We start from the raw sequence: 23,244 nt of genomic DNA on the forward strand, positions 1-23,244 counted from the left end.
AATGGTTCGGGTTCGGTTCGGTGAGTCACGCATGCGCCGGCTGGTCCGCCGCGCCCTCGCGGTCGCCGAACAGCCCCGCCATCCAGCGGCCGATTTCCTCGGCATGGGTCGCGCCGGTCGCACGCACCGGCGAGAGCCGGCCGCCCGCGAGCACCGCGAGGCGATCGCAGATATCGACCAGCTCTTCCAGCTCTTCGGAGATCACGAGAATCGCGACGCCGCGCGCCGACAGATCGAGCAACTGCTGACGGATAAACGCCGCCGCGCCGACGTCGACACCCCATGTGGGCTGCGCGACCACGAGCACCTTCGGCGCCTGCAGGATCTCGCGGCCCATGATGTACTTCTGCAGATTGCCGCCCGACAGACTCTGCGCGAGCGCGTCCGGGCCGCCGCAGCGCACGTCGAATGCATCGATGCAGCGCCTCGCGAACGCGCGTATCGCGCCCGCGCGAATCCAGCCCGAGCTCACCATCTGCTGGCGATGCGCGGTGAGCAAGGCGTTGTCCGCGAGACTCATCGACGGCACCGCGCCGCGGCCGAGACGCTCTTCCGGCACGAAGCCGAAGCCGAGCGCGCGCCGGCCGCCCGCGCCGAGACGCGCGGCGGGCTTGCCGCAGATCGTGATCGCATCGGCCGGCATGCTGCGTTTTTCGGCGCGCTTTTCACCCGATAGCGCCGCCAGCAATTCCGCCTGCCCGTTGCCCGACACGCCCGCAATGCCGAATATCTCGCCCGCATGCACGCTGAACGACACCTCATGCAGCGACGTGCCGAACGGGTCGTCGCTTGCCACCGACAGCCGCTTCACGTCGAGCAGCACCGCACCTGGCTGGTGCTCGCGCCGCGTGTAATCGGGCAGCGAATGGCCGACCATCAGTTGCGCGAGCGATGCGTGCGTCTCGTGCTTCGGCTTGACGTGACCGGTCACGCGGCCGCCGCGCATGACGGTCGCGGTGTCGCACAACGCCTGGATTTCGTCGAGCTTGTGGCTGATGTAGAGAATGCTGCAACCCTCGGCCGCGAGCCGGCGCAGCGTCGCGAAGAGCTTGCGGACCGCCTGCGGCGTCAGCACCGAAGTCGGTTCGTCCATGATCAGCAGCCGCGGCTTCTGCAGCAGACAGCGCACGATTTCGACGCGCTGCCGCTCGCCGACCGTGAGGCTGTGCACGTGACGCTGCGGATCGATGTCGAGGCCATAGTCGGCCGACACCTCGCGAATGCGCTTCGACAAGGTCTTCAGGTCGAATGGTTCGTCGAGCGCGAGCGCGATGTTTTCGCCGACCGTCAGCGTCTCGAACAGCGAGAAGTGCTGGAACACCATGCCGACGCCGAGCTTGCGCGCGGCCGCCGGATTCGCGATCTCGACCGTCTCGCCTTCCCAGCGAATCTCGCCGGCGTCGGGCCGCACCGCGCCGTAGATGATCTTCATCAGCGTGCTCTTGCCCGCGCCGTTCTCGCCGAGCACCGCGTGGATTTCGCCCGGCGCGACGACGAGCGTGACGTCGTCGTTGGCGCGCACGGACGGATATTGCTTGGTGATGCCCGTGAGCATCAGCCGTGGCGCCGTGGTGCCCGTGTTCGATGAACCCGGCCCCGGCTGCGCGGCGGCGTTGCCGCCAGAGGGAAAGTCGCTCATGTGATTGCGTCGTGCGTCAGTGACTGCCGGTTTCCGCGCGGGTTCGTCCAGCGTGCCCGCGAACGATCCGTCACCATAATCGGATGACGATACCTAATTCGCCCTACTCAGTCGAGCCGCCAAAATTCCCGCAAACCCGCGCCACTGCGACCTCTGCGGGTATGCCACCCTTGACGGCATGTTTCGTCCATATTAAAACGCTTATACCCACACGCCCATTCGATCAGCCAGCACATATATTTCGGAGAATCCATGAGTCAGCAACGCGAGGCGATCGACACGTACCTGCTGCGGGTCCTGCACACGCTGTTGATGGAGCGCAGCGTCACGCGCGCCGCCGTCAAACTCAATCAATCGCAGCCGGCGATCAGCGCCGCGCTGCGCCGTCTGCGCGACATCACCGGCGACCCGCTGCTGGTACGCGGCAAGTCCGGCATGGTGCCGACCGAATACGGCCTGCGCCTGCTCGAACCGGTGCAGAACGCGCTGCGCGAAATCGAGCGCATCAAGTTCCAGCAGCACAACTTCGACCCGGCCACCTCGATCCGCTGCTACCGGATCGGCTGCCCCGACTACCTGAACGTGCTGTTCGTGCCGACCGTCGTCGAACGCTTTCGCCAGGCCGCGCCGAACGCGACGCTCGAATTCCATTCGCTCGGTCCCGCGTTCGACTACGAACTCGCGCTCGAAGACGGCAAGCTCGACATCGTGGTCGGCAACTGGCCGGAGCCGCCCGAGCAGTTGCATCTGTCGAATCTGTTCGTCGATCAGATCGTTTGCCTGATGAGCAACACGCATCCGTTCGCCAAACGCGGCGGGCTTACGCTCGACCAGTACCTGAACGCGCCGCATCTCGCGCCGACGCCGTATTCGGTCGGCCAGCGCGGCGCGATCGACGTGCACCTCGCGCGCGAGCGCTTAAAGCGCCACGTGGTCGTCACGCTGCCGTACTTCAATCTGGCGCCGTACGTGCTGATCAAGTCCGACCTGATCTTCACGACCACGCGACTCTTTGCCGACTACTACGCGAAGTTCCTGCCGCTGACCGTGGTGCCCGCGCCGCTCGATTTTCCGCCGATGCAGTACTACCAGCTGTGGCACGAGCGCGTGCATTACTCCGACGAAGTGCGCTGGCTGCGCGGGCTCGTCGCCGAGGCGACGAAGACGTTGATCGACAAGCCTTGAGGCTGCCGGGGGCGAGGTCTTTGGCCCGTCTCCTGCCTGTCTTTCGCCGGCCCTCTTCTCGCTGCCCGTCGGCCCCCGCTGGTCAGCCTGCTGGTCGGCCTGCTATTCAGCCCGCGGTTTAGTCCGCTAATCAGCGCGTTAGTAGGGCCCTACACCGCCGCCTCATACAGCACCCGCGCCAGCCCGTTATGCCGCTCGATGACCGGCCCGAGGTCGAGCGTCGTCAAGCGTCCATCCCGCACGACCACCTGGCCGTCGATCACGCTATGGCTCACCTGCGACGGCGCGCAAAACACCAGCGCCGCCACCGGATCATGCAGCGCGCCCGCAAACAGCGGCTGACGCAGATCGAACGCGACGAAATCCGCCGCCATGCCGGGAGCGAGCGCGCCGATGTCGTCGCGGTTCAGCACGCGCGCGCCGCCGAGCGTGGCGATTTCGAGCGCATCGCGCGCGCTCATCGCATCGGGGCCGAAACCGACGCGCTGCAGCAGCAGCGCCTGGCGCACCTCGGCGACCATCTGCGCGCCGTCGTTCGAAGCCGAGCCGTCGACGCCGAGCCCGACCGGCACCCCCGCCGAGCGCATGCGCCGCACGCGCGCGATGCCCGACGCGAGCCGCATGTTCGAACAAGGACAATGCGCGACGCCGGTGCCGGTGCGCGCGAACAGCTCGATGCCGGCGTCGTCGAGTTGCACGCAGTGCGCATGCCAGACGTCGCGGCCGACCCAGCCGAGATCGTTCGCATACTCGGCCGGCGTCATGCCGAACTTCTCGCGGCTGTACTCGACGTCGTTGACGTTCTCGGCGAGGTGCGTATGCATCGACACGCCGTACTCGCGCGCGAGCAGCGCCGATTCGCGCATCAGATCGCGGCTCACCGAAAACGGCGAGCACGGCGCGACCACGACGCGCAGCATCGCGTAACGCCCTTCGTCGTGATACGTCTCGATCAGACGCTGCGTGTCCTTCAGGATGTCCGCCTCGCGCTCGACCACCGAATCGGGCGGCAAGCCGCCCTCTTTCTGGCCCACGCTCATGCTGCCGCGCGCCGCATGAAAGCGCATGCCGATGCGGCGCGCAGCGGCGATGCTGTCGTCGAGACGGCTGCCGTTCGGGTAGATGTACAGATGGTCGCTCGACGTCGTGCAGCCGGACAGCAGCAGTTCGGCCATCGCAGTTAGCGTCGAGACTTCGATCATTTCGGGCGTGAGGTTCGCCCACACCTTGTAGAGATTCGTGAGCCAGCCGAACAGTTCGGCGTTCTGCGCCGCCGGAATCGCGCGCGTGAGGCTCTGGTACATGTGGTGATGCGTGTTGACGAGGCCCGGAATCACGAGATGGCCGCGCATGTCGAGTACCTCGTCGGCCGTGTGCGGCAGTTGCGCCGTCGGCCCGACCGCGACGATGCGGTTGTCCTCGATATACAGGGCGCCGTCGCGCAACTCGCGCCGCTCGCCGTCCATCGTGACGAGTACGTCCGCGTGCTTCACGAGCAGCGTTTTTTTCGGTTTGCCCGCCGTCGCCGTCTGGGATGTTGCCTCGCTGGATGGCGTATTCGTGGCTGCTGCCGGTTCCATCGTCATTCGTTTTCTCCGCCTTTGTGCTTTCGGTGCTGTCGTGCAAAGTCGTTCGAACGCGATGCGGCGGCACGCGAACCGCGCCGCCGCGTTCCGTCGAACGCCGTTGGCCCGGTTACCCAGCGTGTCACGCCGTCTTCGGGAGTTGCGCGGGTTTGAACCTCGGCGTTGAACCTTGAACTATCGGTTCATCGCGCGCCGCGCATAACGTGAACCTTGCGTGGCCAAAATAACGGCCGCAACTCGCGCCGTTGCGATACCCGGATTCACGCCGCCGATATAGTGGTCCGTTTTTTGTCCGCGCTACGATGATCCGGCGAGCAAATGAACGTAAAACAGGCCGGAAAGCGGCGCGCGCGGGCTTTCAGAAGGCTGTCCGTCATGCGCCAGCTATTATCTTTCCTATCGCTCGCGCGCGGGACGGCGCATCCTTTCTACAATGACTTCCACGGCGCTCGCTTCAGTTCGCCGACGGGTATGTAGCCACTGACGTGGAGCCTCGATCCGCCGCTAACGTTAATGGATCGGGCCGCCACCGACACCTCGCATTCACACAAGGACAATTGCGAATGGGCAAGCTCACTACCCACGTGCTCGACACCGCGAACGGCCGTCCCGGCGCGGGCATCAAGGTCGAACTCTTCGCGCTCGCGGGCGACACGCGCCGCGTGCTCAAAACCACCCTCACGAATCACGATGGCCGTTGCGACGAGCCGCTGCTCGAAGGCGATGCGCTCGTCGCGGGCGAATACGAACTCGTGTTCGGCGCCGGCGACTACTTCGCGTTGCTCGGCACGCAGCTGCCCGAGCCGCGTTTCGTCGATCGCGTGGTGCTGCGCTTCGGTGTCGCCGATACGGGCGCGCACTATCACGTGCCGCTGCTCGTGTCGCCGTGGGCTTACAGCACGTATCGGGGCAGCTAGGCCACGGAGCAACCAGGCCGCGTACGCGAGAGCCGCGCCCGAACGCATTGCGCGGATGCTCGCCGGTCCCGCGGAGGAGACACGAGCGACGACCGGCGAACCTGCGCGCAACGCGATGGGCCGCACGCCCCGCGATACCCATAAAAACCCGTGCTGCGTCTTTTACCCCGCAGCCGGCGCGATGACCGGCAACGTCGAACGTCATCGCGCGCACAACGAATCAGAAGTGGAGGAGTTTCATGGAAGGCTTTATCACCGACTGGCTGAACCTCGCGATTCGCTGGTTCCACGTCATCGCCGCGATTGCGTGGATCGGCGAATCGTTCTATTTCGTCGCGCTCGACAACAGCCTGAAACCACCGACCGATCCGAACCAGCGCCGCCGCGGCGTGTTCGGCGAGTTGTGGCACGTGCATGGCGGCGGTTTCTACAACATGCAGAAGTACACGGTCGCGCCGCCCGAAATGCCGGAAGACCTGCACTGGTCGAAGTGGCCGTCGTACACGACGTGGATGTCGGGCTTCGGTCTCTTTACCGTGCTGTATCTGTTCTCGCCGAGCACTTACCTGATCGACAAGAACGTGCTCGACATGGGGCCGGTGGTCGCGGTCGCCTCGGCAATCGGCTTCCTCGCGGCCGGCTGGATCGTCTACGACTCGCTGTGCCGCATTCTCGGCACGCGCGACAAGCTGCTCGGCATCTGCGTCGGCGCCTACGTGCTGATCGCGGCGTACCTCGCCTGCCATATCTTCGCGGGTCGCGCGGCGTATCTGATCATGGGCGCGATGCTGGCGACGATCATGTCGGCCAACGTGTTCTTCGTGATCATTCCGGGCCAGCGCAAGATGGTCGACGCGATGCTCAAGGGCGACACGCCGAACCCGATCTACGGCAAGCGCGGCAAGCAGCGCTCGGTGCACAACACGTATTTCACGCTGCCGGTCGTGTTCGCGATGCTGTCGAACCACTACGCGATGACCTACACGCATCCGTACAACTGGGCCGTGCTCGTCGTCATCATGCTGGCCGGCGCGCTGATCCGCCAGTTCTTCGTGATGCGCCATCGCGGCCAGGTGCTGTGGTATCTGCCGCTCGTCGGCGTCGCGCTGATGTGCGTCGCGCTCGCGTGGACCATGCCGCGCCCGGTGGTGCCGCAGGCGCAGGCCGCCAACGCGCCGACGCTGAAGGTCGCCGACATCGCGCCGGTGCTGCAGCAGCGCTGCGTGGCCTGCCACTCCGCCCATCCGACGATGATGGGCAGCGCGCCGGCCGGCGTGATGATGGATACGCCCGACGAAATCTCGCAGAACGCCCAGCGCATCTATCAGCAGGCGGTCACGCTGAAGGCGATGCCGCTCGGCAACGTCACGCACATGACCGATGAGGAACGGATGAAGATCGCGGCGTGGTTCGAGGGAGGCGCGGCGAAGTAAGGGTGGGTGCCGGGCGAGCGATCCGGCACCGAAGTCGAGGCTGCAATGTGAAGCGGGCTTGTCGCGGGAGCGGCAAGCCCGCGGTCGTTTGGCGATGGTGGCGTGTGTGGTCGGCAGAATCGATATAGCACTTTGACGCCCTGAGTTGATGCCCTGAGGCTACAAAAAGCATCGAAAACGGGAAAAATGTAGCCCAAGAGGCACAAAAATAAATCGCATTTCTGTGTCTCCTGGGCTACAATTCAAGCTGAATTCGCCGAATTTGATGCCCTGAGGCTACAAATGACCCACCTCGCCGATGTCTCCGAGATGCTCAAAACCGTGCGGCGCAACAGCAACCTGTCGCAGGAAGAACTCGCGCGCCGCGCGGGTGTTGCCCGCACGACCGTCGCACGTATGGAAACGCTCGCCAAAAACGACATGAGCGTGTCCGTGCTCGTGCGCCTGCTCGAAGCCGCCGGCTACGACCTCAAGTTCGTCGCTCACGGACACGGCCGCACGCTCGAAGACATCCTCGCGGAACAACGCAGCCCGGACGCGCAGCCATGAAGCTCGACGTCCAGGTACTCGGCAAAAACGTCGCCACGCTGTTTCGCGAACGCGACGACTATGTGCTCAAGTACAACGGCGACGCGAGCGCGGCCGACTTCATCAGCCTGACGATGCCGGTGCGCGAAGAAGCCTGGCGCTGGCCGCGTGACCTGCATCCGTTTTTCCGGCAGAACCTGCCCGAGGGCTATCTGCTGAATCTGATCCGCGAGCAGTTCGGGCCGCTGCTCGACGGCACCGATCTCTCGCTGCTTGCCGTCGTGGGCTCGATGGGGATTGGCCGGGTCACGGTCACGCCCGAAGGGGTCGCGCCGGGCACCGAACTCCAGGCGCTCGACGTCGAGGACATCCTGCACGGCGACAACTCCGCCGAACATTTTGCGCAGCTCGTCCGCGAATACGCGCGGGCCGCCATCTCGGGCGTCGTGCCGAAGTTCATCGCACCGGAAGCGCGGCCGTCCATTGCGCCCACGCTGTTGCCGCTCGGCAAACCCACGCTTCGAACGAGCCGCCACATCGTCAAGGGTTCGGACGACAACACGCCGTTTCTCGGTTTCAACGAGTTCTATTCGATGCGCGTGCTGGAGAGGCTCGGCGTTGCGCCGGTTGCGCGCACGCGGATGTCGGACGATGGCCGCGCGCTGATCGTCGAACGCTTCGACGTCGATGCGCAGGGATTTCCGGCATATGGCGTGGAAGACATGTGCGGCCTGCTCGGCTTGCCGCCGCACGAAAAATACAATTCGACCAGCGAAAAGCTGCTCAACGCCGCGCGCGCCTATCTGCTCGATCGCGACACCATGCGCGCGCAACTTCAGCAGCTTGGCTGGCATCTGCTGACGAACTACGTCGTGCGCAATGCGGACTGCCACACCAAGAATGTCGCGCTGTTCTATACCTCGATCGACGATGTCGCGTTCACGCCTGTCTACGACGTCGTGACAACGCAGGCGTATCCGCGCTTCGCAGCCAATCCGCCAGGCCTGGCCGTTGACGGCCGCAAGACCTGGGCAGCCGGCAAGACACTGGAGCGCTTTTTCAACACCCGTATGGGTATCGCGCCGCGGCAATATGCGCAGATGGTCGAGGCGTTATGCGACTCGGCGGTCGACGTCGGCCATGAACTGATCGAAGCGGCCCGCAACGAACCGCAGTGGCGCGCGCTCGCCAAGCAGATGCTGCATGCGTGGGACGACGGCATGGCCTCGTTGCGCTCCTCGAAGAAAAGCCTGCAATTCAAGGGGCTCAAGCCGGCAATCGAAGCAGCGGGATTTTCGGCGCCCGAGCCGCCCGAACGGACAAGAGAGGTGATCGGACATTCGCCGCTGCTTGGCAGGCGAAGCTGAGCGCGCACGCTGGCGTCGACGTTGACGCGGCCCTTGATGCAAGCCTGAATGCAAACCTTCATGCAACCTTTGAAGCCAGCGTTTTCGTCTCGCCAACCACCGCCCCCATAAAAAAGCCCGCGACATACCCTACGTCGCGGGCTTCCCCTTCAAACCGGCACGCTACCGGCTCCCCGGCAGTCGTCTTGCCATCAAACCGCCACCGCGCTCAACGCATCCTCGGTCAGCCACAGCGGCTCGTCGAGATCCTGCTCGTTGAGATTGAGCCCGTCCCCGCCGCGATCGACAACGATAAAGTCGCTCACCTCGCCCAACGCGATCAGCGGATGGTGCCACACGCCCTTCGCGTAGTTGACGCCCTGCCAGCCGCTCGTGACGAACGCGCGAATCCGTGCGGGGTCGAGATCGCCTGCGGGCGCAACGACGACCAGATACGGCTTGTCGTTGAGCGGCACGAACGCCTGGCTGCCGAGCGGATGACGCTCGAGCATCTTCACCTCGAACGGCAGCGTGCGCGGCTGACCACGAAACAGATTGACGAGCGTGCGGCCGTTCTCGTCGCTCACGTCCACTTTCGCGAGATCGTGATAGCGGATCGTCGTGCCGAGATTGATCGGAATCTGCCGTGCGCCGTCGAGTTCGATCACGTCGCCGAATGCGGCGAATGCGTCCTTCGTCAGCGGTTCGATGGCGAGCGTTTTCATTCGAGCGTACCCCACAGACGCAGACGCGACACGCCGCCGTCCGGATAGATATTGAAGCGCACGTGCGTGACCGGCCCGAGCGCCGCGATCTCGCTTTCGAAGAAATGCTGCTTGTCCATCTGCAGCTTCTGTTCGCCGAGCAGCACCGGCCAGAACATCGCCTGCGTGACGAGCGAGCTGTCGGTGCCGCCCTTCACGTACGCGGCCTGGATCGAGCAGCGATCCGGATAGTTGCCCTTGAAGTGCGCGGTGTCGACTTCGATCTTGCGGATCACGCCCGGCTGCGCGAGCGCGACGATCGCCCAGTCGTTGCCCGGCTCGCGGCGACGGCGCGTTTCCCAGCCGTCGCCCATGTTGACGCCGCGGCCCGGCATCAGGATCGTCGAGGCCGCGCCGAAGTGCTGGTTGTTCGCGCCGACCAGATACGCGCCGTTTTCCATCGCGGCGAGATCGAACTGCTCGGTGCGGCTCGCGCCGGCCCAGTCGACCTGCTGCTGACCGTACACGCGCAGGCGCGCGATGCCGCCGTCCGGATAGATGTTCACGCGCAGATGCGTGTACGCGTTCGCGTCGCCAACCTCGAGGTAGTGGTGGCTATTGCCCTGCAAGGTGGTCGACGGCACGATCTCGGTCCATTGCGTCGCCTGGTTCGGCGCGCCATCCACGACACGCGCCGCTTCCACCGACGCCGCCGGCGGGAAGTTGCCGGTGAAGTGGCTCGTGTCGAGGTCGAGCCCCTTGATGACGCCCGGCCGCGCGAGCTTGACGACGCACCAGTCGTAGCCGGTCGTACGCTTGCGGCGCGTTTCCCAGCCGTCCATCCACTTGCCGTTGTCGTCGTACTTGCCCGGAATGAAGACGGCCGGCTCCGGATTCAGCATGCGGTCCTTCGGCGCGAAAAATTCGTCGCTGGCCGCGAGCGCCTGCGCGCCCAGACGCGGGTCCGCCAGGTTCACGTAACGGCGCGTGAATTCCGGTGCGTTGGGATCGAGAATCGGAAGTGCCATCTTTGTCGTCCTTGATATCGATTGGTATGGGTGCGGAAAAAAACGTTACGGTTCGCGGCCTGCGCCGGATGACCGGGCACGCCCGCCTGCCGGGCGCGATGACGTCACGCGTCGATCAGGTCGTCGAGCCGGAAACGTGCGATGCGATAGATCTGATCGAGGCTCGCGCGCATTTCGTCGGCATGGCTATTGTTCACGCGCGATTCGAAGTTCGCGATGATGCCGTGACGGTCGTAGCCACGCACCGCGAGAATAAACGGGAAGCCGAATTTCTCGCGATACGCATGATTCAACGCATGCAGCTTGTCGAACTCCGCCTGCGTGCATTGTGCAAGCCCCGCGCCGCTCTGCTCGCGCGTCGATTCGGCGGTCAGCTCGCCGCGCACGGCGGCCTTGCCGGCCAGTTCCGGGTGCGCGTTGATGAGCGCGAGTTGACTGGCTTCGCCGGCCGTCTCGACGATCTTCGACATCCGGTGATGCAACGCGTCGATGCTCGCAAACGGCCGCTCGCGCGCCGCGATTTCCGCGACCCACGGCGAGTGCTCGAAGATGCCCGACAGCGCCGCGACGAACGCGTCGGTAGAGAGGCTGTTGAGTTGGTCCAGGGTGTATTGCATCGCCTTCATGCCGCTGCCTCGCGGTTGTCTGGTTGGTAAGGATGATGTTCGTGCCAGTGCCGCGCGATGTCGACGCGCCGCGCGACCCACACGCGCTCGTGCTGTTCGATGTGATCGAGAAAGCGCTGCAGCGCGCGAAACCGCCCCGGCCGCCCGAGCAGCCGGCAGTGCATGCCGATCGACAGCATCTTCGGCGCTTCGTCGCCTTCTGCGTAGAGCACGTCGAATGCGTCGCGCAGATAGGTGAAGAAATGATCGGCGGTATTGAAGCCTTGCGGCGTCGCAAAGCGCATGTCGTTGGTATCGAGCGTGTACGGCACGATCAGTTGCGGCACCTGCCGGCCGCCCGTCACCTCGACGTCCATCCAGAACGGCAGGTCGTCGCCGTAGTAATCCGAGTCGTACAGGAAGCCGCCGTATTCGGCGACGAGCCGATGCGTGTTCGGGCTGTCGCGCCCGGTGTACCAGCCAAGCGGCCGCGTGCCCGTGACACGCTCGATCGCTGCCATGCCGAGGCGCATGTGCTCGGCCTCCTTCTCCGGCGACATGTCCTGATAGTGAATCCAGCGATACCCGTGGCAGGCGATCTCATGACCGAGCTCGACAAATGTGCGCGCGAGCTCGGGATGCCGTTCGATCGCCATGCCGACGCCGAACACCGTGAGCGGCAGGCCGCGCTTTTCGAATTCGCGCAGGATGCGCCACACGCCCGCGCGCGAGCCGTATTCGTAGATCGACTCCATGCTCATATGACGCGCCGGATACGCCGCCGCGCCGACGATCTCCGAGAGGAACTGCTCGGATGCGGGGTCGCCGTGCAGCACGCAGTTCTCGCCGCCCTCTTCGTAATTGAGCACGAATTGCACCGCGACCCGCGCGCGTCCCGGCCAGTTCGCGTGGACCGGGTGGCGGCCGTAGCCGATCAGATCGCGTGGGTAGTTCGGGTCGAGTGGCATGAGCTGACGAATGCGTGGTAACGGGACGAAAAATGCATGTGAGGCTCGGGCAATGCGCGGGCCGGTATGGGATTCATGCCGGCTCGCCGAGTTGACCCAGTGTAGCGAAAACGTCCGGGTGCGCCCATACACATGGACAGATAGTGCGTGTTACACGGAATGTATGTGCGAGGCCGCGGTTTTAGCGTTTACCCGTGGATGGCGGGGGTGCGATGAGGTCGTGATCGACGCTCAGGATGCCGTAATGTGGGGAGCCTCAGGCACGGTCGGTTAGTTGCGTTTTTATGCTGAAAAGAAAACGGGCCAGCGCTGCCCGCTTACGTCTTTAACGTCTTCACGTCTCTGCTTCCTCCTGCCCGTCTGCGTCCTGCTCTATGCGCCCCGTTCAGCCCTCCGGCCTCAGGCCAGGCAGGGATAACCCGACAACGTCAACCTGAAACCGTGCGCGTTGGCGACGAGATGCGCGTCCGCGCCGACCGGCAGCGTCAGCATGTTGCGGATATGGCCGAACTGCAGCCCCGTGACGACCGGAATGCCGATCAACGCCCTCACCTGCTCGATCATCGCGTGCAAGTCGTAGCCGTTGTCGTACTCGTAGGTCTTGCCGCCCGAGAAATCGCCGAGCACGAGTGCCTGCTGCTGCGCGAGAATGCCGGCCAGATGCAGTTGATAGATCATCCGCTCGATGCGGAACGGCTGCTCGTTGACGTCCTCGAGAAACAGGATGCCGCCCTGCACCGGCGGCATGTACGGCGTGCCGACCAGCGACGCCAGCACCGCCAGATTGCCGCCCCACAGCATGCCCGACACGTCGACCGCCTGCGCTTGCGGCGAGTTGCCCGTCACGGTCATGGACGGCTTCGTCAACGCCGACCAGAAATGCCGCATCGTGAATTCGCTCAGCTCTTCCGCGCCGAAATCGCTCATCAGCATCGGGCCGCCGAAGGTCTTCACGCCGGCGCGCGCGAGCAGCGCAAGCTGGATCGCGGTGAAGTCGCTATGGCCGACCAGCGCGACCGGCTGATCGACGAGCCGCCGCCGCAGCCCTTCATAGTCGAGGCCATGCAGGATGCGCACCGCGCCGTAGCCGCCGCGCACGGCGAGCACGACGTCGGGCAATGCGCGCGACGGATCGGCGAGCCGGTTCAGATCGGCCGCGCGCTCGCCGTCGGTGCCGGCAAAACGCTGATAACGGCGCATCGCCGCCGCTTCGCCCTCGACCCGATGCCCCTGCGCGCGCAAGCGATGCAACGCGCGATGCAAGCCTTCCGGATCATGCGGATACCCGGACGGCGCAATCAGTTCGATGGTGCGATGAGCGATCATGGCAAGGCCCGTTGCGGGTTGTCGTTTTAGAGCGGCGGAGTTAGGGGCGATTCGCTACTGGGGCGGTCGGTGTCGGTCGCGGTGTCGAGGCTGGTGGTCGCTGCACTATTGGCCGGAACCTGCGTGCTGGCGTCAGCCGTCTTTTCCGTGGATTTTTCCGCTGCCTGTTCCCCGCTTCCTGTCGTGGCTTTTCCCGTCTCTTCGCCCATGCCAACGACCTCGCCTCGCGCCGCCGCGCGGGCCGCCCGGCTCGCGCGACGCCGCTCCGCGAAAAACGAACTCAGCGCCTCGCCGCATTCGGTTTCGAGCACACCGCCGCTCACGCTCGTGTGGTGGTTCAGTTGCGGATTCGCGAACGCATCGACGACACTGCCGCACGCGCCGGTTTTCGGATCGCGCGCGCCGAACACGACCCGCGCGATGCGCGCGTGCATGATCGCGCCGGCGCACATCAGGCAAGGTTCGAGCGTCACGTAGAGTTCGCAGCCCGGCAGGCGATAGTTTTCGAGCGCCTGCGCAGCGGCGCGCAACGCGACCATTTCCGCATGCGCGGAAGGATCGTGCGCGCAGATCGGATGGTTGAAGCCCGTGGCGATCACTTCGTCGCCACGCACGATGACCGCGCCGACCGGCACTTCACCCGCCGCGCGCGCTTCTTCGGCGGCGGCCTGGGCCAGTGCCATGAAACGCAGGTCGCGTTCGGAAACGACGGGGATTTCGGGAGACTCGGGTGGGACGACGGCAGTAGCGGAAGCGGCCGCGATGCCGTCGGTCACGGACGCCACGGCAGTACCGGCTACGTCAGCACGAGCGGATTCGGCACCCACAGCCGACGAAGATGGCGCAGCGACGTCGGCAGCGTTCGCGCTCTCACTGCCGCTCCCGGCACCCGCGCAACCGGACCCGCTATAGCCCTCGGCCGGCCCCGACGCATCCGCTGCAGCGGCTTGAACGAAGGGCTCGCTCACCGTGAACCCGCGCCGGTTTGATCGGGATTGCCGGCACGCTCCGACAGACGTTCGGCGATCCGGCGGCAATATTCGCGCGGCAGAACGAGCGGACCGCCGCGCAGCGATTCGAGCGCCATATCGAGCGCGAGCATGCGCGCCTGAAGACGGCAACGGGTTGCCGGATCGCTCACGGCATTGAGCTCCATTTGCAGGTCGCGCAACGCACGCAACTGTTCGACAGCGGGCGGCACGAAGCCCGCGTTTTTCAGAATCCGGTTGGCGACGCGCACCTCTTGCGGCACCAGTGCATCGTCGTCGAGAGGCAGCGGCGCCCCCGCACCCGGCAAATCGTCGAACTCGCCGCGCGCGGCGGCGGCAATACGCTGTTCGACAAGCGCATCAAGCAATTTCATCTGCAATCCACTACGTTGCGGCCCGTGCATTCTATCAGGGAGCGCACGGGCGTTCAGACTGCCTCGCCGGCATAAAACCACCGCCGATCCGTGGCCTTCGTAGCCTTCGTGGCTTTTCTGGATTGCGCGAATTTGCCGCCCCCAGGAGCGAAACCCGGGTGAAGCCCCGCCGCCGACCAACCGCTCACTCTCCATCAAGGCTCTCCCGTCAACGGCCAGCGCGCGAGGACGATGTGCCGCGTACGCCCCAGCAGACTGTGGATCAGCGCAAATTCCCGCACGTTCCAGCTGGCCGGCTCGACCGGGCGACGCTCGGCCCAAGGTATCCCATAGGCGAGCGTCACGTGCGGCTCGAAGTGTGTATCGGACCCGAAACTGGGCCCGAAACCGGCGGTTCGCAAGGCCCCGCCGAGCACCTCGTGCAGCCTATGCAGCCCCTGTACGCCATCCTCGCCGACCAGCACCGCCGGGCCTGGCCGCGGCTTCTTCGCGAAGCTCTCGAGCGCGTCGAACTCGGCCGCGAACGGCGCCATGCTGACCGCGCCAGCCGCCCGCTTCGCCGCGTCGACGTATTCCGGCGGCAAGCCGCCCGCGAAATTCCCCAGATGGCGCAGCGTGACATGCAGGCGGCCCGCCGCGAGCGGCTTGCTGCGCGCGCGCGCCTCGTCGCAGAGCTGCCGCGCGAACTTCGCGATGCCGGCCGCCGTATGGGTGTCGGGAAAGACGGCGAAAAAAAGTCCGTCGGTTGGCGTGGGCGGCGCCTCGAGTCCGGGCAGCCACAGTTGTTCAGGCATCTTGCCTCGTTCCTTCGCTGGTTTCCGCGCGAGTTTTCACGTGTCCGTTCGTGCGCTGCGCGCGCCGCCTGCACTCGCGGCCGGTCTTTCCATCATACTGTATATTCATACAGTATTTCATGCCCCACGCAAAAAAACCAGGCCCCGGCTACACCTCGGCCGGCTTGCCGATGCGCTTGTACCAAAGCTCGATAAACGACTCGGCGGCCGGCGAGAGCGAATGCCCGGCACGCCGGATCAGGTTCACGTCGCGCGTGACGGCGGGCGCTTCGAGCTTGCGCGCGACGAGATCGCGGTGCGGAAAGGCGCCGAGCAGAATGCCCGGAAAGATCGCGATACCGAGACCCGCCTGCACCATCGAAAGCCCGGTCGTCATATACGACACCTCGTATTCGACCGGCTTGCGCGTGCCGAGCGCAAACAGCGTTTCGTCGATCAGCGTGCGGATGCCGCTCGTCGAACGGATGCCGATCCATGGGTACTGCAACGCATCCTTCCAGCTTACGCGGCGCTTTTTCGCGAGCGCCGAATCCTTGCGGCAGATCGCGCACAGCCGGTCGCGCGCGAGGCATTGCAGCGTGATGCCGTCGAGCCGGTCGCTGATCGTGCCGATGCCGAATTCGACGTCGCCGGTCAGCGTCGAGGCGGTCAGCCGATCGGGCGCGGCGTCGTCGACCGACACCTCGATGTTCGGATAGAGCGCGCGATATTCCGCCAGCAGCTTCGGCACGATCGCCGCCGCGATCGACGGCGTGGCCGCGAAACGCAACTGGCCGCGCTCGCGCCCCGTCAGTTCTTTGGCGCTCGACTGGATCGTTTCGAGATCGCGCAGCATGCGCTCGACGGCCGGCAGAATTTCGTGCGCGGCCGCCGTCGGCCGCAACGCACGCGACGTGCGATCGAACAGGCGCAGGCCGAGCGCTTCTTCCATCTGGCGAATCAGCACGCTCACCGCCGGCTGCGTGATGAACAGCTCGTCGGCCGCGCGCGTGAGCACGCCGAACCGGCACACGAGTGCGAACGCGCGCAGTTGCTTGATCGTGGGAGTCATGAGAGCAAGGTCATAAGGGCAAGATCATGAAGGCAGGGGTCGTGAGGACAAGGCCATCGAGACAATCCAGCAAAAGCACAATCATAAAGTTACTTTATGCAAGCATTGATTTTGTTCGATTGTTTTCATGCCGACAGTACCCTACATTGCTTGCCTACGCATTGCACCGCCGCCGGCAGACCGGCACGGCCATGCAATAGCGCGGCGGCGCGCCGAAGCGACGGGTGCGACCGGATAAAACGACAGGCGAGCCCTCGCAGGAGACAGTCGTGACAACGACAGCAACCGATTCACGCAGGCGCTGGCTAGGCGCCGTGGCATCGACGCTCGGCAACGTGCTCGAGTGGTACGACTTCGTGGTGTTCGGCTTTCTGTCGATCATCATCGCCAAACAGTTCTTTCCGAGCGACAGCGAATACGCCGCCTTGATGCTCACGACCGCGACGTTCGGCGCGGGCTTCGTCGTGCGTCCGCTCGGCGGGATTCTGCTCGGCATGTATGCCGACCGCAAAGGACGCAAGGCCGGCCTGACGCTCGTGATCGCCCTGATGACTCTCTCCGCCGCAATGATCGCCCTCACGCCGGGCTTCCAGCAGATCGGCCTGATCGCGCCGGCGATCGTGCTGTGCGCGCGTCTGCTGCAAGGCGTGTCGGCCGGCGGCGAATTCGGCACCGCCACCGCGATGCTGATCGAGTACGCGCCGCCGACGCGCCGCAATCTCTATGGCAGTTGGCAGATGTTCGCGCAGGCGCTCGGTGCGCTGCTCGCGGTCGCGATGGGCAGCGCGCTCACGCATCTGTTCACGCATGAGGCGCTCGAATCGTGGGCGTGGCGCCTGCCGTTTCTACTCGGTCTGCTGATCGGTCCGGTCGGTTTCTATATCCGCCGCAATCTGCCCGAAACGGAAGCGTTCGAGAAGCTCGGCCAGCGCGCGAAGGTGCCGTTCTCGCGCGTGCTGACGCACTATCCGCGCGAGCTGTTCGTCGCGCTCGCATTGAGCGCCGCGCTCAACGTCATGTCGTACGTCATCATCACGTATCTGCCGATTTACGCGGTGCAGAATCTGCATATGCCGGTGACGCTGCCGTTCACCGTGCTGCTCGCGAGCGTGCTGCTGCGCGTCGTGATGATTCCGGTGTTCGGCCATCTCGCCGACCGCATCGGCGGCGCGCGCATGATCCGCGTCTCGCTCGTGCTGTTTCTCGTCGTGCTGTATCCCGCCTACTACTGGATCGTCAACGCGCCGTCGATGGCGTCGATTCTCACGGTCGAACTGAGCTTCGCCTTGCTGATCGGTGCCTCGAACGCGCCGATTCCAACCGCGCTCGCCGGCCTCTTTCCGACCGAAGTCCGCTCGACCGGACTCGCGATCTCGTACAACATCGGCGCGGCGCTGTTCGGCGGCCTGTCGCCGCTCGTGCTCACATGGCTGCTGCATGTGAGCGGCAACAACATGATGCCTGCGCATTTCTGCGCGGTGTTCTTCGCGCTCGGCCTGATCGGCGCGTTCATGCTGAACCGTCACGCACACGACGGCAACGATTTTGCCGCGCCCGCGCCGCTTCCCTCCTATCCGCACGGCGATTCGCATCGATAGATCGTCAGTATCGCGAATCGTTCGCCTCGAACCGAAGGCGCATGGAGCGCCTTCACGCCCCCCTCTTTTTCCGGAGAGCTTGCATGCCTGTCATCGACGTTCACACGCACATCTTCACGCACAAATGGCTCGAACTGCTGCGGCAGCGCGGCGGTGCCTACAACATCCAGACCCGCCCCGACGGTCAGCAGGAAGTGTTTCGCGGCAACACGCCGGTCGTGATTCCGCAGAAGGGTCATTTCGATTTCGACATGCGTATCCGTCAGATGGACGAATCGGGCATCGACATCTCGGTCGTTTCGCTGACCTGCCCGAACGTCTATTGGGGCGATCAGGAAACGAGCTGCCTCGCCGCGCGCGAATCGAACGACACGCTTGCCGAAGCGCAAACGAAGTACCCCGGGCGCATCCGCTGGTTCACGTCGTTGCCGTGGGAATATCCGCAAGCGGCGCTCGAAGAATTGCGCCGCACCTGCGATAACGGCGCGAGCGGCGTGATGGTGCTCGCGAACGTGGCGGGACGCAGCCTCACCGATCCGATGTTCGCGCCGATCTGGGCCGAGATCGACCGGCGCGCGCTGCCGGTGCTCGTGCATCCGACAGATCCGCCGGGCGCCGAACTGATGGACATGACGAAGTTCGATCTGAGCTGGGCCGTCGGCTTCATGTTCGACACGACGCTCGCGATCACGCGCATGATCTTCGAGGGCTTCTTCGATCAGTACCCGAACCTGAAGATCATCGCATCGCATGCGGGCGGCGCATTGCCGTATCTGGCCGGCCGCTTCGAGAAGGGCAACGAGGTCGAGATTCCGCAGCGCCGTCAGATGAAGCGCAAGCCGATCGACTATCTGCGCCATATCTACTACGACTGCATCACGTACAGTCCGGCCTCGCTCGAATTTCTCGTCTCGGTCGTCGGCGCGGATCGCGTGATGTTCGGCACCGACTGGCCGCATCAGGTGCACGATATTCGCGGCGCGTTTGCGAACACCGCGCGTCTGCCGAAGGAGCAATGCGAAGCGGTGCGCGGCAACAATGCGCTGCGGGTGTTCGGTTTCTAGGAACGCCAAGGGGTTAATCGGGAGACGCTCATGCTCCCGGCGAGCATGACGGTGATCGACACCCGCCTGGATATGAGCGCTGCGATCAACGCCGGAATACCTCGACGCGAGGTGTTCCCGCGGAAAAAGCGGAGCGCAGCGCCCATTCCTCATAGGGTTTTGCGCCGGCCAGATACGCCGGCAACTTCATTGCCAGATCATGCCAGACGGGATCGCCCTCAGGCACGGTCAGGGTACGGCCATCGTTCAGGCCGACCAGCAGCAAGACAGTATTCCCGACCAATTGATCCGACCGCGTGGCGACCACTTCGCCAATATCCTGCCAGGCCATGTGCTGCTCGCCTTGCGGGTTCTTCACGGTAAGACCCTGGTCGCTCAGGGATAGCGAGACGGAGAGTCTGCGCGATGGCAAGCGCCCGAGCAGCCAGGCGTTGATCCGGCTCATTATCATGTCGTCACTCTATTTCCATTGGATCGAAGCGAGGCGCCAGATATCCGCTGCTGCCTCATTACTTACATTGTGGCCGATCCGGCCCGCCATCCGGCAACCATTTTCAATCGCGTTCTAAAGGGACCCGCGAACGCGTCGGCCTGACGCCGGCGCGGCGGCTTCCCTTCTCACCACTCCGGCCGCCCCGTCAACCCTCCCCGCTCGGGCCAGCCGTCGTCGCCGACGAGCGGCACGAACCTCACTTCGTCGAACGAAGTTTCCTCGTATTCCTGCTCGCTGCGGCGCACGATCTTCACGAGCCGCTGGCGCCCTGCCTCGCGCCCGATCGGCATCACGAGGCGGCCACCGCACGCAAGCTGCGCGAGCAACGCCTTCGGCACGTGCGGGCCGCTCGCGGCCGCGACGATCGCGTCATAAGGCGCATGTGCCGCGAAGCCGGCGGTGCCATCGCCGAGATGCACCGCCACGTTCGCGTAACCGAGCCGCTCCAGGCGTTCGCGAGCGGCCTCGACCAGTTCGGCGTCGCGTTCGATCGAATCGACGCTCGCCACGATCCGCGCGGCAATCGCGGCGGCATAGCCGGAGCCGGTGCCGATATCGAGCACGCGGTCGCCCGGATGCAGCGCCGCCGCTTCGAGCATCCTCGCGACGATAAACGGCTGCGAGATCGACTGCCCGCCGCCGATCGGCAACGGCGAATCGTCATAGGCGAATTCTCTCCAGCCCGGCAGCACGAACGCATCGCGCGGCACGCTGCGCATCGCCGCCAGCACGTGGGGGGCGCGCACGCCCCGGCGCACGATCTGCCGCTCGACCATGCGCTCGCGCGCCTCGGTGAAATCGCTCATCGCAGCCTCCTGCCGGTCGCCACGCCGACCGGCCCCATCAACCCAGCATAAGCCGTGCCGCCGGAATGCGCGCAACGCGTGCGCGGCCGTCCCGCGAACCGCCCTGCTCCATCCCGCGGCCTTGCGCTTATCCGCGATAACGATAGCGCTCGATATTATTTGCGCGGCCACGGGCGCCTCTCTACGATCTGATGACCTTCATTTCCCTTCATTCGATAACAGCAAGATCATGAGAACAACGAACCTGCTCAAGACCGCCTTTCTCTCTCCGTTGCTCGCGGTTCTTCTCGTCTGCGGCATCGTCGGCGCGCAACCGGCACGCGCGGCCGGACAGACCGTGCGCGTCGGCATCATGTCCGGCGAAGACGAGGACGTATGGCGCGCGGTCGCGGCCAATGCGGCCAGACAGGGCATCACCGTGAAGGTCACGACGTTCTCCGACTATACGCAGCCGAACGAAGCGCTCGCGCAGCACGACCTCGACGCGAACTCCTTCCAGCACAAGCCGTATCTCGATGCGCAGATCGCCGCGCGCCACTACGATATCGTGCCGGTCGGCTTCACCTATGTGCAGCCCATCGGCCTCTATTCGGTCAAGGTGAAATCGGTCGCGGCGCTGCCGCAGAACGCGACGATCGGCGTGCCGAACGATCCGAGCAACGAAGGCCGCGCGCTGCTGCTTCTGCAGGCGAACGGGCTCATCAGGCTACGGCCCGATGTCGGTCTGCTGCCGACCGCGCGCGACATCGCGGACAACCCGAAGCACATCCGGATCAAGGAACTCGACGCGGGCATCGTGGGCCGGGCGATTGGCGATCTCGACGCAGCCGTCGTCAATACCGACTGGGCGATCGAGGCCGGCATCCAGATTCCGCAGCAACGCATCGCGCAGGAAAAAGTGCCTGGCAATCCGTATCGAAACTTCATCGCGGTCAATGCCAAAGATTCGAGCGCACCTTGGGTGAAGGTTATCGTGGACAGCTATCAGCAGGCCAATGTCGCCTCGGAGATTCTGAGCGTCTATCGCGGCGCGACACTGCCGGCATGGGACGGCGCGCCGCAGCACTGACCACCCTCTTTCTTCTACCGCTCGCCATCATGTCCACTCAACGAACGACCCGCGATCGTCGCGCCTTCCTGAAACTGTCGCTCGGCGCCGCGGCGCTCGCCGCATCGTCCGCCAGCGCGCCACCCGCTTTCGCACAAGGACCCTCGGGAACCTCGCGCACCTTGCACATCGGCAATCAGAAGGGTTATCTGACTCTGCTCAAGGGGCGCGGCACGCTCGAAAAACGGCTCGCGCCGCTCAACGTCTCGGTCAGCTGGACCGAGTTCGCGGCGGGCCCAGTGCAACTGGAAGCACTGAACGTCGGCTCGATCGATTTCGGCGACGTCGGCGAAGCACCGCCGATCTTCGCGCAGGCCGCCGGCGCGCCGCTGGTGTACGTCGCCGCGACGGTCAAGCGTCCGCAATCCGAAGCGGTGCTCGTGCCGCCGCAATCGACGATCCGCTCGGTCGCGGACCTCAAGGGTAAACGGATCGCGCTCAACAAGGGCAGCAACGTCCACTACTTTCTCGTGCAGTTGCTGCGTCAGCATGGCCTGCAATACGCCGACGTGAAGCCCGTGTTTCTCGCGCCCGCCGATGCGCGAGCCGCATTCGAGCGCGCCTCGATCGACGCATGGGTAATCTGGGACCCGTTCTTCGCGGCCGCGGAAAAATCGCTCGGCGCGCGCGTGATTGCCGATGCGAACGGCGTGGTCGGCAATCGCTCGTATTACTTTTCGTCGCAGAGCTACGCCGCAAACAATCCCGACGTGATCCGCATCGTGATCGAGGAACTGGACAAGATCGACCAATGGGGCCAGCAGAACCGCGACTCACTCGCGAGCGAACTGGCGCAACTCTGGGGTCTGCCGAAACCGGTCGTGGACGCGGCCGTGCAGCGCCAGCAGTTCGGCACGCAGCCGATTACCCGCGCGATTCTCGGCGAGCAGCAGCAGATTGCCGATACGTTCCTCGAACTCCGCCTGATTCCGAAGCATGTCGACGTGTTGAAGGCCGCGCCTTCGAATCTCGCGTAGCGGCAGGCGCCTATGAGATGAACCCGCACTATCAGTTCGAGTCGTGAGCACGAACACCGCGTGCGGTGATTGCCATGTCGATGCAATCACCGCACGCGGTTGTCGTCACCGATCGTGACTACTATGACGCGCTCATGCCGCCCGCTTCAGCGGCGCCGTATCGTCTGGCAATTCGATCCGCTTGATATCGCCGAGAATGAAAATGTACGACGCTGCGCCCAGTATCGCCACCGCGCCGATAAACATCAGCCCCCAGTAGAACGACCCCGTCAGTGAGACGATCGCACCGATCACGATCGGTGTGACGATGCCGGCGATGTTCGCAGTGAAATTGAAAATACCGCCGGTGAGTCCCATCAGGCGCTTCGGTGCGATATCGGGAATGATCGACCAGCCGAGCCCGCCCATGCCCTGACCGAAAAACGCGAGCGACAGCACCGCGATCACTGCGGTATCGCTCTGCACATAGAGCGCGGCCACGATGCACGCCGACAGCAGCAGGCCGGTGATGATCGGCAGCTTGCGCGAGAGGTTCACGTTGCCGGTACGGCGCAGCAGCAGATCGGACACCCAGCCGCCGAACAGCACGCCGGCCGATGCGCCGAGGAACGGCAGGATCGCGAAGAAGCCGATCTTGAGCCACGCCATATGACGCTCGGTGACCAGATAGGTCGGAAACCACGTGAGAAAGAACACCACGGTCGAGTTGCCGGCGAACTGGCCGA

General features: G+C 64.8%; 22 protein-coding genes and 1 pseudogene. 9 read left to right on the plus strand and 14 right to left on the minus strand.

Features of this window, described 5'->3' with window-relative positions; all coding sequences use genetic code 11:
- Nucleotides 1-25: 25 nt before the first annotated feature.
- Nucleotides 26-1,555: an ABC transporter ATP-binding protein gene (locus tag F3J20_RS17700; protein WP_240162827.1), complete on the minus strand. Its 1,530-nt coding sequence runs from the start codon at nt 1,553-1,555 to the stop codon at nt 26-28.
- A gap of 336 nt (nt 1,556-1,891) precedes the next feature.
- Here F3J20_RS17700 and F3J20_RS17705 point away from each other — a divergent pair, with 336 nt between their 5' ends.
- Nucleotides 1,892-2,824: a LysR substrate-binding domain-containing protein gene (locus tag F3J20_RS17705; protein WP_167046098.1), complete on the plus strand. Its 933-nt coding sequence runs from the start codon at nt 1,892-1,894 to the stop codon at nt 2,822-2,824.
- A gap of 149 nt (nt 2,825-2,973) precedes the next feature.
- Here the strand turns inward: F3J20_RS17705 and F3J20_RS17710 are convergent, their stop codons facing one another.
- Complete coding sequence (locus tag F3J20_RS17710) at nt 2,974-4,410, minus strand: 8-oxoguanine deaminase (protein WP_240162826.1); 1,437 nt, start codon at nt 4,408-4,410, stop codon at nt 2,974-2,976.
- A gap of 563 nt (nt 4,411-4,973) precedes the next feature.
- Between F3J20_RS17710 and uraH the strand changes: the two genes are divergently transcribed.
- The 4 genes from uraH to F3J20_RS17730 all read left to right on the plus strand — a co-directional run bounded on the left by uraH (nt 4,974) and on the right by F3J20_RS17730 (nt 8,655).
- Nucleotides 4,974-5,327, plus strand: a complete 354-nt coding sequence (uraH, locus tag F3J20_RS17715) for a hydroxyisourate hydrolase (RefSeq protein ID WP_167284055.1) — start codon at nt 4,974-4,976, stop codon at nt 5,325-5,327.
- A 239-nt stretch (nt 5,328-5,566) separates the two neighbouring features.
- Nucleotides 5,567-6,760 carry a urate hydroxylase PuuD gene (locus tag F3J20_RS17720; RefSeq protein WP_167284056.1) on the plus strand — a complete coding sequence of 398 codons (1,194 nt, stop codon included), beginning with the start codon at nt 5,567-5,569 and terminating at the stop codon, nt 6,758-6,760.
- Between the two features lie 282 nt (nt 6,761-7,042).
- The gene (locus F3J20_RS17725) at nt 7,043-7,309 is read left to right on the plus strand and encodes a helix-turn-helix transcriptional regulator (protein WP_167046107.1); all 267 of its coding nucleotides are present in this window, start codon (nt 7,043-7,045) and stop codon (nt 7,307-7,309) included.
- Nucleotides 7,306-8,655 carry a type II toxin-antitoxin system HipA family toxin gene (locus F3J20_RS17730; RefSeq protein WP_167284057.1) on the plus strand — a complete coding sequence of 450 codons (1,350 nt, stop codon included), beginning with the start codon at nt 7,306-7,308 and terminating at the stop codon, nt 8,653-8,655. The genes F3J20_RS17725 and F3J20_RS17730 overlap by 4 nt, the downstream gene beginning before the upstream one ends.
- Before the next feature lie 191 nt (nt 8,656-8,846).
- Here F3J20_RS17730 and F3J20_RS17735 read toward each other — a convergent pair whose 3' ends face one another.
- The 9 genes and pseudogenes from F3J20_RS17735 to F3J20_RS17775 form a co-directional block, all read right to left on the minus strand.
- A complete protein-coding gene (locus F3J20_RS17735) occupies nt 8,847-9,359 on the minus strand; it encodes an ureidoglycolate lyase (RefSeq protein WP_167284058.1) in 513 nt (170 codons plus the stop codon).
- Nucleotides 9,356-10,366: an allantoicase gene (alc, locus tag F3J20_RS17740; protein WP_167284059.1), complete on the minus strand. Its 1,011-nt coding sequence runs from the start codon at nt 10,364-10,366 to the stop codon at nt 9,356-9,358. The genes F3J20_RS17735 and alc overlap by 4 nt, the downstream gene beginning before the upstream one ends.
- Nucleotides 10,367-10,470: 104 nt before the next feature.
- Nucleotides 10,471-10,992 (minus strand): 2-oxo-4-hydroxy-4-carboxy-5-ureidoimidazoline decarboxylase, encoded by a 522-nt coding sequence (uraD, locus tag F3J20_RS17745; protein ID WP_167046118.1) that lies wholly within the window; start codon nt 10,990-10,992, stop codon nt 10,471-10,473.
- Nucleotides 10,989-11,939 (minus strand): allantoinase PuuE, encoded by a 951-nt coding sequence (puuE, locus tag F3J20_RS17750; protein WP_167284060.1) that lies wholly within the window; start codon nt 11,937-11,939, stop codon nt 10,989-10,991. The genes uraD and puuE overlap by 4 nt, the downstream gene beginning before the upstream one ends.
- Nucleotides 11,940-12,338: 399 nt before the next feature.
- Nucleotides 12,339-13,265 carry a muramoyltetrapeptide carboxypeptidase gene (gene ldcA, locus F3J20_RS17755; RefSeq protein WP_167284061.1) on the minus strand — a complete coding sequence of 309 codons (927 nt, stop codon included), beginning with the start codon at nt 13,263-13,265 and terminating at the stop codon, nt 12,339-12,341.
- 224 nt (nt 13,266-13,489) lie between these two features.
- Nucleotides 13,490-14,029 (minus strand): annotated as a pseudogene (gene tadA / locus F3J20_RS17760) (tRNA adenosine(34) deaminase TadA); the annotation flags it as partial.
- A 200-nt stretch (nt 14,030-14,229) separates the two neighbouring features.
- Nucleotides 14,230-14,628, minus strand: a complete 399-nt coding sequence (locus tag F3J20_RS17765) for a DnaJ family domain-containing protein (RefSeq protein WP_167284062.1) — start codon at nt 14,626-14,628, stop codon at nt 14,230-14,232.
- Between the two features lie 194 nt (nt 14,629-14,822).
- A complete protein-coding gene (locus F3J20_RS17770) occupies nt 14,823-15,422 on the minus strand; it encodes a 2'-5' RNA ligase family protein (protein WP_167284063.1) in 600 nt (199 codons plus the stop codon).
- A 148-nt stretch (nt 15,423-15,570) separates the two neighbouring features.
- Complete coding sequence (locus F3J20_RS17775) at nt 15,571-16,473, minus strand: LysR family transcriptional regulator (protein WP_167284064.1); 903 nt, start codon at nt 16,471-16,473, stop codon at nt 15,571-15,573.
- A gap of 269 nt (nt 16,474-16,742) precedes the next feature.
- Here F3J20_RS17775 and F3J20_RS17780 point away from each other — a divergent pair, with 269 nt between their 5' ends.
- Nucleotides 16,743-18,071: an MFS transporter gene (locus F3J20_RS17780; protein ID WP_167284065.1), complete on the plus strand. Its 1,329-nt coding sequence runs from the start codon at nt 16,743-16,745 to the stop codon at nt 18,069-18,071.
- Nucleotides 18,072-18,154: 83 nt separating this feature from the next.
- Nucleotides 18,155-19,135, plus strand: coding sequence for an amidohydrolase family protein (locus F3J20_RS17785; RefSeq protein WP_167046141.1), 981 nt, complete (start codon nt 18,155-18,157; stop codon nt 19,133-19,135).
- Between the two features lie 85 nt (nt 19,136-19,220).
- On the opposite strand, the gene F3J20_RS17790 is transcribed toward F3J20_RS17785, so the two are convergent.
- Nucleotides 19,221-19,580 carry a PH domain-containing protein gene (locus F3J20_RS17790; protein WP_167284066.1) on the minus strand — a complete coding sequence of 120 codons (360 nt, stop codon included), beginning with the start codon at nt 19,578-19,580 and terminating at the stop codon, nt 19,221-19,223.
- A gap of 173 nt (nt 19,581-19,753) precedes the next feature.
- The gene (locus F3J20_RS17795; RefSeq protein ID WP_167046147.1) at nt 19,754-20,434 is read right to left on the minus strand and encodes a protein-L-isoaspartate(D-aspartate) O-methyltransferase; all 681 of its coding nucleotides are present in this window, start codon (nt 20,432-20,434) and stop codon (nt 19,754-19,756) included.
- A gap of 229 nt (nt 20,435-20,663) precedes the next feature.
- On the opposite strand from F3J20_RS17795, the gene F3J20_RS17800 reads away from it, so the two are divergent.
- Both F3J20_RS17800 and F3J20_RS17805 read left to right on the plus strand, forming a co-directional pair.
- Nucleotides 20,664-21,503: a MetQ/NlpA family lipoprotein gene (locus F3J20_RS17800; protein ID WP_167284067.1), complete on the plus strand. Its 840-nt coding sequence runs from the start codon at nt 20,664-20,666 to the stop codon at nt 21,501-21,503.
- A gap of 29 nt (nt 21,504-21,532) precedes the next feature.
- Nucleotides 21,533-22,519 (plus strand): sulfonate ABC transporter substrate-binding protein, encoded by a 987-nt coding sequence (locus tag F3J20_RS17805; protein ID WP_167284068.1) that lies wholly within the window; start codon nt 21,533-21,535, stop codon nt 22,517-22,519.
- A 132-nt stretch (nt 22,520-22,651) separates the two neighbouring features.
- On the opposite strand, the gene F3J20_RS17810 is transcribed toward F3J20_RS17805, so the two are convergent.
- On the minus strand, nt 22,652-23,244 hold a 593-nt coding region (locus F3J20_RS17810), incomplete at its 5' end, for an MFS transporter (protein ID WP_167284069.1).

This window comes from Paraburkholderia sp. Cy-641 (assembly GCF_011752945.1).
In the GTDB taxonomy this organism is placed as follows: domain Bacteria; phylum Pseudomonadota; class Gammaproteobacteria; order Burkholderiales; family Burkholderiaceae; genus Paraburkholderia.